General features: G+C 50.8%; 9 protein-coding genes. 6 read left to right on the top strand and 3 right to left on the bottom strand.

What is annotated here, in order from left to right:
* Positions 1 to 276 precede the first annotated feature (276 nt).
* Positions 277 to 996 (bottom strand): UTRA domain-containing protein, encoded by a 720-nt coding sequence (locus KGF65_RS11780; RefSeq protein WP_101872945.1) that lies wholly within the window; start codon positions 994 to 996, stop codon positions 277 to 279.
* A 174-nt stretch (positions 997 to 1,170) separates the two neighbouring features.
* Between KGF65_RS11780 and KGF65_RS11775 the strand changes: the two genes are divergently transcribed.
* The 3 genes from KGF65_RS11775 (at position 1,171) to KGF65_RS11765 (ending at position 4,696) form a co-directional block, all read left to right on the top strand.
* Entirely contained in the window at positions 1,171 to 2,001 is an 831-nt protein-coding gene (locus KGF65_RS11775; protein WP_105924154.1) for an alpha/beta hydrolase, read from the top strand.
* A gap of 146 nt (positions 2,002 to 2,147) precedes the next feature.
* The gene (locus KGF65_RS11770; RefSeq protein WP_050340397.1) at positions 2,148 to 3,440 is read left to right on the top strand and encodes an alkaline phosphatase family protein; all 1,293 of its coding nucleotides are present in this window, start codon (positions 2,148 to 2,150) and stop codon (positions 3,438 to 3,440) included.
* 5 nt (positions 3,441 to 3,445) lie between these two features.
* On the top strand, positions 3,446 to 4,696 hold the full coding sequence (locus KGF65_RS11765) for an MFS transporter (protein WP_105924153.1): 1,251 nt from the start codon (positions 3,446 to 3,448) through the stop codon (positions 4,694 to 4,696).
* A 166-nt stretch (positions 4,697 to 4,862) separates the two neighbouring features.
* Here KGF65_RS11765 and KGF65_RS11760 read toward each other — a convergent pair whose 3' ends face one another.
* Positions 4,863 to 5,759: a helix-turn-helix domain-containing protein gene (locus KGF65_RS11760; RefSeq protein WP_122211072.1), complete on the bottom strand. Its 897-nt coding sequence runs from the start codon at positions 5,757 to 5,759 to the stop codon at positions 4,863 to 4,865.
* A gap of 99 nt (positions 5,760 to 5,858) precedes the next feature.
* On the opposite strand from KGF65_RS11760, the gene KGF65_RS11755 reads away from it, so the two are divergent.
* On the top strand, positions 5,859 to 7,085 hold the full coding sequence (locus tag KGF65_RS11755) for an MFS transporter (RefSeq protein ID WP_101874286.1): 1,227 nt from the start codon (positions 5,859 to 5,861) through the stop codon (positions 7,083 to 7,085).
* Between the two features lie 224 nt (positions 7,086 to 7,309).
* Here the strand turns inward: KGF65_RS11755 and KGF65_RS11750 are convergent, their stop codons facing one another.
* Entirely contained in the window at positions 7,310 to 9,817 is a 2,508-nt protein-coding gene (locus KGF65_RS11750) for an excinuclease ABC subunit UvrA (RefSeq protein WP_216748543.1), read from the bottom strand.
* A 147-nt stretch (positions 9,818 to 9,964) separates the two neighbouring features.
* Here KGF65_RS11750 and KGF65_RS11745 point away from each other — a divergent pair, with 147 nt between their 5' ends.
* Complete coding sequence (locus KGF65_RS11745; protein ID WP_101872950.1) at positions 9,965 to 11,797, top strand: DUF2207 domain-containing protein; 1,833 nt, start codon at positions 9,965 to 9,967, stop codon at positions 11,795 to 11,797.
* Between the two features lie 79 nt (positions 11,798 to 11,876).
* The gene (locus tag KGF65_RS11740) at positions 11,877 to 12,671 is read left to right on the top strand and encodes a Cof-type HAD-IIB family hydrolase (RefSeq protein ID WP_050340415.1); all 795 of its coding nucleotides are present in this window, start codon (positions 11,877 to 11,879) and stop codon (positions 12,669 to 12,671) included.
* Positions 12,672 to 12,924: the final 253 nt, after the last annotated feature.

Genomic DNA, 12,924 nt, shown 5'->3' with positions numbered 1-12,924 from the left:
CGCTCAATTTTCTCTACTCCATGACCGACCTAATCCTTTGACCCCAAATGCGCCACCAGTGAAACGTGGTCTAAATACTAACCCCCATTAGTATTTATGATAATTATTATAAAGACTCTTGAGAATTAGTCAACTTTTATTCGAATATATTTCGCAATTATATTGAAATCTATTTCGAACCTGACTGCCGACAAATTCGAGATGGTCTAAAGTCAATGGGGTCAAAGAAAATCCGCAGGTCAGTGATTGACCTGCGGATTTGTCAGTTGGTAAGGTTCAATTACGAATTAATTCATTGAAGTTAAATTCGTTCGGAATAAAGTGGGATTCGGTGTATTCGATCTGGCGGCCCTGGTCGTTGAACGCAATGCTGATCATGTTGCCGACACAATTATTCGTACCGAGTGCGAGCAACTGATAGTCGAGTGGGGTTGCCGTTTCGACCCGTAACATCCGCTTAACTACGGCAATTTTGAGTCCGTTTTTTTGAAAGTGACGATAAATCGACTGTTCAGCGATTTCCTGGGTCAACTCGGGGATGCGTTGGGCATTAAAGTAGTTGATATCGAGGACGGCCCGGACGCCATCAACGACTCGAACCCGTTGAATGGCGTAGACTGGAATACCAACTTCGAACGCCGTCTGGGCACTGAGCGCTTGGTCGACGATCCGCCGTTGGAAGCTGACCACGTCCGTCCGGTAATCCAAATGACGCTCGGCATTCAGACTTTGTAGCCCGTTCAAATTATTTAGGGCCAGATTAAACTGCTGCGTTTGGGGCGTGTGTTCCAGTAAGACAACACCGCGGCCCTTGACGGAGTACACTAAGCCGTCAGCGGCCAACTGTGCGATCGCCTTGCGGACGGCATAGCGACTGCTGTGGAATTCTTCAATCAATTCATCTTCAATCGGTAGCCGCATTTTGACACTATAGCGTCCCGTGAGAATTCGTTCCTTTAGAGCTTGATAGATTTCATTAAATGATGCGTTAGCCATACAAGCACCTTCGTTCTGTTTGTGATTAATTTAATTATACCAAATAATTATCCTTTTGGTGTAAATAACCGAATAAATATTGATATTTATTCGAATATAAATTGACAGTCATGCAAATGCCCCATATAATGTAAGCGAACACAAGTTGTGGTCAGTACGAGGGGGATGGGGAACATGCAAATCGAACAACAAACATTGAATGCGGCTCAGCAGCCGTTTCAAGTCACGGCCTATTGGCTAGACCAAATCAGTGATTTTGAAACAGCCGTGGATTATCCGCTGATGATCATATGTCCAGGTGGTGGGTTTACGTACCATTCTGGACGTGAGGAAGCACCGATTGCGGCGCGGATGGTGGCAGCCGGCATGCACGCCATCGTGTTGAACTATCAACTGATTGCGGGGCATCAGACTGTTTATCCCGCGGCATTACAGCAATTAGCCGCAACTATCGATTGGGTGACCCAGCAGGCGACCCAGCATCATATCGACACGCAGCGCATCGTACTCGCCGGCTTTTCGGCTGGCGGACACGTGGTGGCGACGTTTAATGGGGTCGCGACACAACCGGAACTGCGCGCCCAGTATCAGCTAGATCAGTATGCCGGGCACCATGCCGCCGTGATTCTCGGCTATCCAGTGATTGACCTACAAGCTGGTTTTCCAACGACTGCGGCTGAGCGAGAACAAATTACGACTGATCGGCAATTGTGGGCGGCTCAGCAATTAGTGACGGCGACTAGCAAACCTGCGTTTGTCTGGCAAACGGTCACCGATGAACTAGTGCCACCGCAAAATTCACTGGCGTACGTGCAAGCCTTGCTCGCACACCAGATCCCGACTGCGTACCATCTATTTAGTAGCGGGATTCATGGGTTGGCACTAGCTAACCACGTGACTCAGAAACCAGGTAAGACCAAGTATTTGAATGCGCAAGCCGCTCAGTGGCCAGAATTGGCCTTAGCTTGGTTGCAAGAACGCGATATTTTAGCAGGCACATTTTAATGCTTTAGCAGGCACATTTTGACGGTAGCAGCGCCCGGCGACAGGAGACTGTCTGGTCGGGCGCTCTTTTTGTCAACGCCCCTGACACGAATTAATGTTCTGCGGTATAATAATACGAATAAGCTTATAAAGAGGAGCGATAGTAGATGGCAACTAATCAACACCTTGTGATTATTTCCTTGGATGCCTTGGGTTTTCGGGATTTGCGCGAGCATCAAGCAGAACTGCCCGTTTTGAATCGCCTAATGACTGGGGGTACGTGGGTTAAATCAGTGACTGGGATTTATCCGACACTGACTTATCCGTCACATACCACGATTATTACGGGTCAGTACCCCAATGTGCATGGAATCGTCAATAATACGAAATTACAACCAACGCGCCGCTCGCCTGATTGGTACTGGTATCAAAAAGACGTGCAGGTGCCGACATTATATGACTTAGCGCGGCAGCAAAAACTAACAACGGCCGCGTTTTTATGGCCAGTCACGGCGGGAAGCAAGATTACATACAACCTCGCTGAAATATTCCCAAACCGGATCTGGACCAACCAGGTGCTCGTCTCACTCAAAGCGAGTTCGCCACTGTTCTTACTAGAAATGAACCATAAATACGGGCACTTGCGGAATGGTATCAAGCAGCCACAATTGGATGAATTTATTACGGCTTGTGCGGTCGACACGCTGACCAACAAACGGCCAAACCTCACGATGATTCACTTAGTCGACATGGACAGTATGCGCCATCGCTATGGGGTGCGTTCTAAAGAAGCAATGGCGGCCCTTCAACGGTTGGACCGGCATGTCGGTATGCTGATTGAAGCCACCAAGCGTGCCGGGACGTTTGAAGACACCAACTTTGTCATCTTAGGCGACCATTATCAAATCAACGTCGATCACATGATTCATTTGAACACGCTCTTCGCGCAGCGCGGCTGGCTGACGCCTCGTCAGGACCAAACCTTTGAAAACGATTGGCAGGTCATGGCGAAGACGGCGGATGGCTCGACCTACATTTATACCCGGCCTGGTTTTGACGAATTGGATGAATTGCGTTCGTTAGTCAGTCAAGTCGAAGGCGTCGAAACCATCATTACGGGTGCAGAAGCGGCGCAACGTGGGGCTGACCCAGCGTGCGCGTTGATGGTGGAGGCTAAGGAAGGCTACTACTTCACGGATGAAAGTCGCCGGCCACTCGTGGTCGAACCAGTCCATCCCGATACGTTGGGCCAACCCGACCGCTATCACGGGGTTCACGGCTACGATCCAACCAAGCCAGATTATCAAACGACGCTGTTATTCAACGGACCGGCTGTCAAGGCGGGCGCCACGATTGATTCAGCTAACTTGGTTGATGAAGCACCGACCTTTGCCAAGTTGCTCGGCTTACAGTTTGCAGGACCAATGCCTGGTCAACAACTCGACATTTTCAAGGAGTAAAATAGATGAAATTTAATAAGCAGCAGTGGAGTTGGATCTTCTATGATTGGGCCAACTCCGGCTACGGAATCATTGTCACAACGGCGGTCCTGCCCGTTTACTTTAAGGCGGTTGCCCAGAGTAACGGGGTCACACCCGCCAACGCGACGGCGTATTGGGGCTATGCCAACAGTATCGGGACGTTATTGGTCTCGATTTTAGCGCCGGTGCTGGGGGCGTTAGCAGACTATCCGCATGCGAAGAAACGGATGTTGAACATCTTTTCCACGCTCGGCATGGTGATGACACTTGGTTTAAGTGTCGCGCCGACCAGTGCCTGGAAGTGGTTGTTAGGCATTTATATCCTGTCAATCATTGGCTATTCGGGTGGTAATCTGTTCTACGATAGTTTTCTGACGGATGTCGCACCGAATGACCAGATGGACCGCCTGTCATCGTACGGCTATGGCTTCGGCTACCTCGGTGGGGTGCTCGCCTTTATCTTGTTCTTAGTCCTCCAACTCACGAGTGGCTTTGGCCTACTTTCCAGTTACGGCGTGGCCCGCAGTAGTTTCGTGCTCGCCGCGGTCTGGTGGATTATCTTCTACGTGCCATTGCTTAGAACTGTCCATCAAAAATACGCCTTAGCGCCGAGTGCCCATCCAGTACGGTCTAGTTTTCAGCGAGTATGGTCGACTTTGAAGCATATCCGCAATTATCGGGCCGCCGCCTGGTTCTTGGTGGCGTACTTCTTCTATATTGATGGCGTCGATACGATTTTCACCATGGCGACCTCAATTGGGATGGACATGGGAATCACGACGACTACGCTGATGCTAGTATTGTTGGTCGTTCAGTTGGTCGCTTTCCCATTCTCGCTACTGTACGGCTGGTTGGCCAACAAAACGTCGACTCGAGCCGGGATTTTGTTAGGCATTCTCATTTACTTGGGAATTTGCTTATACGCCTTGCGCTTAACGACTGCCACTGATTTTTGGATTTTGGCCGTATTGGTTGGAACGAGTCAGGGTGGGATTCAAGCCCTCAGCCGTTCCTACTTTGGCCGGTTGATTCCAAAGACTAGCGGTAGCGAATTCTTTGGTTTCTACAATATTTTAGGTAAGTTTTCAGCCGTCATGGGACCAGTCTTGGTCGGTATCGTGACCCAAATGACTGGTAAATCGACGATTGGTGCAGCCTCGTTGAGCATTTTATTCGTCATTGGTTTGGCGATTTTCTTGGCGTTGCCGCATTTGAATCAGAATAAGTCGGTGTGATGGTAAGTATTTGGCGTTTAATGTGTGGAGAATTCAAAAACCATTAATAATGCTAGAAATAACACCGCTATAAAAATCTAAAGTCTTACAATCTAAATAACGACGTCCCGCCAACACTACGAACAGCAGTGTTAGTGAGACGTCGTTTTGATTATTCATCTCTATTTTAAGTGTGTTCCTCGCGATAGGCCCGTGCCTGTTGTGTTCGGACACGCCGAATTGCGAATATAGTGTTGTCGATTCGCGGCTGGTGACGCGCTTCGAGGGCAAAGATTTCATCTAGTAGCGTATTACCGGCCTGCCAGTCGCCAAAGTATAACGCCCAAATTCCGAGCCAAAATTGCTGGTCGAGACGGCCATCCCAATTGAGTTGCTGACTGGAAATGGCCGTGAGCTTGGCTCGTAGTTCACGGGCTGCGTCAAAATCATGAAAGTTCAGTTGGACTTGAAAGCAGGCGCCATAATAGGCAATTAAATCATTTAGAACGTGGAAAGGGTCACCCCAAGTCGTTTGATAGCGAGTGCAATTAGTCACCATTTTAGTGGTGAGCGGTGTTAATGCCGGCAGCCCTTCGACAGTGGCGACGATTGGTACCAGTAACTGGATTAATTTCAATTCCTGACGGGTCCAAGTCTTAGCTTGCCGCAAATGGTCAAACGCTGGGCGAGTGGCCGAAGTGAGGGGAATTGAGCGATGATCATAGGTCTGTAATAGAATGCTGGCGTAACTCGCGACTAGCTGTTCGTAAGCGCGGTCGCTATGTTGATGGTCACGTATCCAGTCGGCCATCGCAGGAAAGTTTTGGGCGCGATAGGCCTGCTGAATCGTCGCCAAAGCCTGTTCATAAGGCGACAGCTGATAATTCTGGTGAATAAACCGTAACTCGTCAGCTGAGATGGCCAGGTTATCTAAAATCGCAAATAACTTGCTAGCGCCGATGTCATTTGCACCGGATTCAAACCGGGAGGCAAACGAACGTGAGATGATGCCGCTATAGACTTCCTGCTGTGTAAGACCCTTTGTTAACCGAATCTGATGAATCGTTTCGCCAATTGTCGCCATCGCAATCTCCTTTATGTGGCATATATGCAACCTACTTGTTGATTGTACCACGCTGCAGCAGGGTAAGCTAAGGCTATTAATTTAATGGCGGTGATCAACATGATTCAATTATTATTACGAAATCGGACGTTGCAAACAATTCTGAGCGCCAATTTTTTCACGACGCTGGGCGTGAGCCTGTTCAATATTATCCTGCTGACCTATGCGAAAGGATTCTCAAATCCTCACTGGTTCGTCTCCGTCGTCTCGGTCGCAACGGTGGTGCCATATGTCTTCGGTGGACTGACGGGGCGGTTTGCTGACCAGACGCAAAAGAAAACGAATTGGCTGATCAGCACCAAACTGGTTCAAGCGGGGCTGTACTTGATTTTGGCACGTATTATCAATCAGGAGACGGCTTGGGTATTTTACGTCGTAGTTGTGATTAATTTTGTTTCCGACGTGCTCGGTCGCTATGGTGGTAATCTACTGACAATTGTGATTCAAGCGCGCATTGCACCTGCCAGCCGGCAACAAGTGATAGGCGTTAATTCCAGTGTGGGGACGCTAATTGAACCCTTGGGGCAGACGCTGGGGGTCCTGATTATTGCCCAAAGCCACAACTATGCACTTGCTGGGATAATCAACGCGCTGACTTTCATTCTGGCAGCAGGCTGTTTATTGATTGGTCGCACGACGATCAAAACGACCGAAACGATGGTCACGTCACCGCAGCAGTTGCCCGTCTGGCCGGTAATCCAGCGTGTCATGCGCAACGTGACTGGGATGGACGCGGTGAGTTATCTCGCTAATTTAATGATTTTAAACGTGGCCACGATGAGTCTCGACGCCATTTTGAATTTGAAATTCATCAGTCTAGCACCCCAACTGCACGTCAGCTATTCGGTGGCGATTTTGTTAGTCAACATCGTGTTGATTGCCGGCAACGTGTTGGGCGGTGTGACCAAAACGACCTGGTTTGACCGTTGCTCATTATATCAATTGTTGTTGGTCGCAATCCTGGCGCCAGCGCTGACTTATACCATTTTGTTGTGGTGGCCGCGACTCACTTTGATTTTAGTCGGAATGTTTGCGGTGGGCTTTATTAGTGGCAAACTAGACCCGAAGATGTTTGCGATTATGATGCGGGAGGTTGAACCGGAATTGACCGGATCATTTTTCGGCACAATTAGTTCGATCGTTACGTTGGCGGCACCGGTCGGCAGTGTCGGAATCGTCTTGTTATACAACTTGGTTGGGACCAACGCCTCCTGTCTGCTGGCGATTGGTCTGTGCTTGGTGGCATTCGTTTGGGCGATTTATGCACATCGATTCGCGTCAATTTAAGTTTATTCAGGTCAACTGAATAATCGACCGGTAAAGTCAATAAGCGTGCCATCTCGAACTTATGACAAGTTTCGAGATGGCACGCTTATTATTATTGAACTGCTTTTTCAATATTAAATTGTCGTTAATTGCCGGAATAGCCTAACCGCGACAACAATCGTGAAACCAGTTGAGCTGCCAGGCAGGGTCATCACTTCAATGCCCGCTACATCCACGCCGTTAAGTTATTTCCGAAATAACGCCAGATGGGCCTTCAAGTATTTTCCAGTCACACTATCGGAATTTTCACTAACCGCAACCGGTGTCCCAGTGGCGACAATGTTTCCGCCATTGATACCACCAGCGGGGCCCATGTCGATCACGTAATCGGCGTTGGCGATGACGTCCAGGTCATGCTCGATGGCAATGACCGTGGCGCCCTGTTGAATCAGTTGGTTGAAGACTTTGACCAGTTGTTGAATATCCAAGGGGTGCAGGCCCACGGAAGGTTCGTCGAAGACAAACAGGGTTCCGGCCTGACGTTTGCCAATCCGGGAGGTCAGCTTAAGTCGCTGAGCTTCACCACCAGAGAGTGCTGGCGTACTTTCACCTAACAACAGGTAGCCGAGTCCCATGTCATGCAGAATCTGGAGCGTGTTTTCGATGGCGGTCTGGTTTTCAAAGACGGGGAGCGCTTCGTCCACGGACATATCGAGGATGTCGGCAATCGAATAGTCATGCCATTTTACCGTCAACGTTTGCTTATTGTAGCGTTTGCCGTGACATTGTGGACAAACTTCAGTGATGTCTGGTAAATACTGGACGTCGAGTGAAATCTGGCCGGTTCCGCCACAGGTTGGGCAAGCGCCGGCAGCCACGTTGTAGGAGAATTGACTGGCCGTCCAGCCGTGGTCTTGCGCTGCCGGGGTGGCCGCAAATAGCTTGCGTAACTGGTCCAAAATATTGGTATACGTCGCAACGGTTGAGCGGACGTTTTTCCCAACCGGGACCGAGTCGACCGTGACAACGTGGCGAATATGATTGGCATCAAACGTCTTGACGTGCGCTGGCAGTGGGTGTTTCTGCGCGCTGGCAGTCAATGCAGGAATCAAACTATCCAAGACCAGCGTGGTTTTGCCGGCACCACTCATCCCCGTGACAGTCGTGAAACGGTTCTTAGGAATCCGCGCCGTGATGTCCTGGATGTTAAAGTGATGGGCGACCTCAATTGAAAGCGCGCCTTTTTGCCAGAGGGCCTTGTCCGTGAGCACCGGCCGCTCGCGCAGTTGCACGCTACCATTGAGAAACGGTGCGATCAAGGAATTCGAATCCTGTTTGATAGCGGCCACGGTACCCTGACCAACAACCGTACCACCGTGTTTGCCGGCGCCTGGACCGATTTCGATGACATCGTCGGCCGCACTAATAATACTGGTGTCATGGTCCACGACAACGACTGAGTTACCTTGGGCGACTAAGCCGCGGAATGCTTTGATCAAGCCGTCGACGTTGGCGGGATGCAGCCCGACGGAAGGCTCATCGAGGACGTACAAGACGCCGGTCGTCGCACTTCGCAAGGTCCGCCCAAGCTGAATCCGTTGCAATTCACCAGTTGAGAGGGTCGCGCCGGGCCGACTGAGTGTTAGGTAATCCAGGCCCAGTTCTTCCATCGGCTGCAGGCTTAGTAACAATTCGTCAACCAGTGATTGTCCCAGATGGTGCATTTTAGCGGGTAGCCAGGGGACGATCGTGCCTGCGAACTGGTGCAGGTCAGCAACGGTCATGTCGCTGACTGTTGCGATATTTTCACCATTCAATTCTTGCTTCAGGAGTTGGGGATTGAACCGGGACCCGTGGCAATCCGGACAAGTATCGAACTTGTAGAAGCGATTCAGCCGGGTGATGGCGCGTTCGTTTTTGGTCGTTGCCATACTGTCTTCGACGGCGGCAAAGGCGTTCTCATACACCGCGTTGTCCATATGGAAAATCTTACCCTTAGAACTCGGAATATTAATGGCGACCGTTTGCTTCGGGCCGTGTAAGACGCGTTCCTTATCGCTGGCACTGAGGTCCTTGTAGGGGATATCGATGGGAATCCCAATCTCGCGGGCAACGATCGGCATAAAATTACGGCCGGGGAGGTGCCAAGAAGCAACAGCGCCTTCCTCAATCGTCTGGTTCTCATCAGCGATAATCAGCGATGGATCGATTTGACGCACTTGGCCTAAGCCACCGCACGTTGGGCAGGCCCCCGCTGAATTAAAGGCAAAGTCTTCAGCGCCAGGTGCCCGAAATTCAACGCCACAGGTCGGACAGGTGACATAGCCGTCATTTTCGGCGACATCCAGCGTTGGCGGCATCCGGTGCCCATTGGGACAAACGGTTGAACTAAGTCGTGAGAAGGCCAAACGGAGAATGTTCAGGCTTTCTGACATCGTGCCGACCGTTGAACGGACGCCTGGCACCTGAGGCCGTTGGCGTAACGCTAGTGCGGATGGCAGGTATTGTACGGAATCGACACTGGCTTTGCCGACTTGATTGATTCGCCGGCGCGTAAAGGTTGAAAGCGCATTTAAGTAACGGCGGGCCCCCTCTGCATAGAGCACGCCCATTGCGAGTGATGACTTACCGGAGCCACTCCGGCCGGTGATCGCAACGAATTCGTTCAGTGGAATATCAATATCGAGATTTTTTAAATTATTGACGTGTGCGCCCCACACTTGAATGTGGGTCGGTAACGTTGTTTGTGGCATCGTGCACGTCTCCCTTCATGTCACTTTCCATGCTACAACAAAAGTCTCGTTTTGCCTAAAAAAGCGCCGCAATTGTCAGCTACCCGGACTGGCGGCGAGTATGATACACTTAGGCTAATCATTAAATGGGGATATGGGGTGAAGTGTATGTGGAAAAAGGGACGAGTCAACTGGTTGGCCCTGCTGGGATTTCTGGTGGGACTCTGCTGGTGGGCGAGCTTAGCCTTGCCGGCGTCGGCGGATTACGATATCAATCAGTATCAAGTTAACGTGGCGATTCAACGTGATGGCAGTGCGAACGTGACACAGACGGTCAATTATCAATTTGATGATGACTATCACGGGGTCTTCAATGTTCAGGATTTACGGGGCATTCAGGGCGCCAAGCTGCAAAAGGTCACCACGCAACTAAACGGTGGCATGGTGATTCCGGCCAGTGCTGGTAATCTTGAGAATAATAATACTTATGAACTAACGCAAAACACCAAGCAGATGCGGGTCAAACTCTATCGGTCGGTACAAGATGGGGACCGCTTGCGGGTGGTTTATCGCTACCAACTGCAAGGCGTCGTCACAAACTATGCCGATACGGCGGAATTGAACTGGAAAGTCATTGGTAGCGGCTGGGACGTGCCATTAGAAAATGTCAAAATCGTGATTCAGTTGCCGGCTAAAAACGTGCAGGCCTTGCAAGCATGGACACATGGTCCGTTGAGCGGACAGACGACGGTCAATCGCCAGGCTGGGCGGGTCACGATGACGTTGAAACACAATCCGGCCAACCAGTTTGTTGAAAGTCATCTTCTATTTCCAACGACGGTCACCAGCGCCAATGCGCGGACGGAAACGACCAAGCGCAAGGCGGCCGTGCAGCAGCAAGAAGCCAAGTTGGCGCAGGAAGCTAATGCTAAACGGCGGCGTAATCGGCTGATTAGACAGGTGGCTTTTGGTGTCGCGGTCGTTGCGTGGCTAGTAGCGATCGGCGGTTATAGTTGGTGGTTTGTGCGCCACCCGGCCAAGCGTCATCAGCAGCCGATTCCAATCAATCACTCGTTTGAGGTGCCACCGGTGACGCCGGCTGTTGCGGAATCACTATGGGCACAAAAATCACCGAATACGGATGCCTTGACGGCTGAAATTTTACGTGCAGCGGCTGAGCGGGAACTTACGATTGAGACGCTTGAAGGGAAGCGGCGCCCAGATGTGCAGTTGACCCAGTTAAAACCAGTTACGAACTCATTTCTAGCGCATTGTTTTGACAAAGTCGCAGTCGACGGTCACTTCAAACTGACCGACCTTAAAAAGTATGGCAAACGAGACAAAGCTGGACGGCTCGGCAAGTGGTTCAGCAAGTGGCAACGTGAAATCAATCAGGCGGTTGCTAACTATCAAGACGAAAATAACTATCAGATTCGGAATCGCTGGTTGACAGCGGCAGTCGTGGTCACAATTTTGGGTGGGCTGGCGACAGTGGCCGGCGGATTTGTCAGTGCCACTGTCGCGATGATCATGGCCGGGCTTGCGGTGCTAGCGGCCATTATTTTCTGGGTCAGCTGGCTTGTTCAGCGCAAACGCATTGCCATCAATACTGATGAAGGGTTGGCATTGCGCAACCAGATTAACGGCTTGCGGCGGATGCTCAAAGACATCGGTCATTTCAATACAGCCGAAGTTGGTGACTTGATTTTATGGGAGCAATTGTTACCCTATGCGGCTGCCTTTGGACTGGCCAACCAAGTCACCAAGCAGTTAGCCATTGATTTTGGCACGGAAGCGCTGGCGACTGGGATGCTGATTTACTACCCACTGTTTTACGGTTACGGCGGGGTGGACTTTGACCTGTCTGGTGCCATCAACGACAGCTTTAGTGGCGCCTTGGATGCTTCCGGTAGTGCGAGTTCGCCATCCGGTGGTTCTGGGGGCTTCTCTGGCGGGAGTTCCGGTGGCTTTGGTGGCGGTTCTGGCGGTGGCGCGTTTTAATGAAAAAAGCCTTGTACTTTGCGGCTAATACCGGTAATCTAAGGGTTAGAAAAGGCTTACACGAAATGGATGATTAGTGATGACGATAAAATTGGTAGCAACGGATATGGATGGGACATTTTTGAACGACCGCGGGGAGTATGACCAGAAGCGGTTTGCAAAGGATTACGCGGCTTTACGGCAACGTGGGATCCAGTTTGTGATTGCCAGCGGACATCAGGCGGCTGAACTCGCGACGACTTTTAGCGACTATCCGGATATGTGGATGATTGGTGGTAACGGTGCAGAATTATGGCAACGGGCAGCTGGGCTAACAGCGACGACGTTTAGTCCAACCGCGACGCAGCAAATTTTGACGGCGCTATCGGCGTATGACGACTTACAGATCGCGCTCTGTGGCACTGAGACGGTCCACGTGCTCAAGTATGCGGACCCCCAGTTCGTTGCCAATATGCAGCAATACTACTATCGGGTCGCGACTTGCGATGACCTGATGGCAGTGACGGATCCCGTGGTGAAGTTCGATATTATCTGTCCACCGGCGCTGACGGATCAGCTCGTCTATGAGTTGACGCCCAAACTGGCCGGAATTGCGGTGCCAGCATCGGGCGGCCAGGGGAGCTTAGACTTGATTCAACCTGGTATGCATAAAGGCCGAGCGCTCAAACAATTGGGTGCCCAACTGGGGATCACGGCGGATGAAATGTTGGTCTTCGGTGATGGGACGAATGACTTAGAGATGTTCCATTACGCGGGGCACGCGGTGGCGATGCACAACGCGCCAGCCAACGTGCGTGCTAATGCGACAGCGGTCACTGGCACCAACATTGATAATGGGGTGCTGGATTACATTGAGAAACATTTGTTATCCTGATGATGGCACCCTTATTTAAAACGGTTGGCGTGCTCATCGAAGTGGTATTCGGAAGCTGTAAACGGGGCCGCTTGTTGGTGGCTGAGTGGGCGCGCCAGTCGCGTCGACGAGGACCACTGGGTTTTCGTGCAATGTCGGACTTAGTAAGGTCAACGATGTAAATTCATGCTGATTTTCAGAAAACTAGCCGTGGTTTTAATTGCCAAAGCAGTTGTAAGCATGCTAGAATTGTATTCATATAATTAACGACGCA

This window comes from Lactiplantibacillus sp. 30.2.29 (genome assembly GCF_018991255.1).
Classification (GTDB): domain Bacteria; phylum Bacillota; class Bacilli; order Lactobacillales; family Lactobacillaceae; genus Lactiplantibacillus; species Lactiplantibacillus pentosus.
This window is presented reverse-complemented; position numbering and strand designations above follow the sequence as displayed.

Bases quoted from the DNA above. Each gene is read 5' to 3' on its own strand.
- KGF65_RS11780 (WP_101872945.1), bottom strand. From the start codon at position 996: ATGGCTAACGCATCATTTAATGAAATCTATCAAGCTCTAAAGGAACGA.
- KGF65_RS11775 (WP_105924154.1), top strand. From the start codon at position 1,171: ATGCAAATCGAACAACAAACATTGAATGCGGCTCAGCAGCCGTTTCAA.
- KGF65_RS11770 (WP_050340397.1), top strand. From the start codon at position 2,148: ATGGCAACTAATCAACACCTTGTGATTATTTCCTTGGATGCCTTGGGT.
- KGF65_RS11765 (WP_105924153.1), top strand. From the start codon at position 3,446: ATGAAATTTAATAAGCAGCAGTGGAGTTGGATCTTCTATGATTGGGCC.
- KGF65_RS11760 (WP_122211072.1), bottom strand. From the start codon at position 5,759: ATGGCGACAATTGGCGAAACGATTCATCAGATTCGGTTAACAAAGGGT.
- KGF65_RS11755 (WP_101874286.1), top strand. From the start codon at position 5,859: ATGATTCAATTATTATTACGAAATCGGACGTTGCAAACAATTCTGAGC.
- KGF65_RS11750 (WP_216748543.1), bottom strand. From the start codon at position 9,817: ATGCCACAAACAACGTTACCGACCCACATTCAAGTGTGGGGCGCACAC.
- KGF65_RS11745 (WP_101872950.1), top strand. From the start codon at position 9,965: ATGTGGAAAAAGGGACGAGTCAACTGGTTGGCCCTGCTGGGATTTCTG.
- KGF65_RS11740 (WP_050340415.1), top strand. From the start codon at position 11,877: ATGACGATAAAATTGGTAGCAACGGATATGGATGGGACATTTTTGAAC.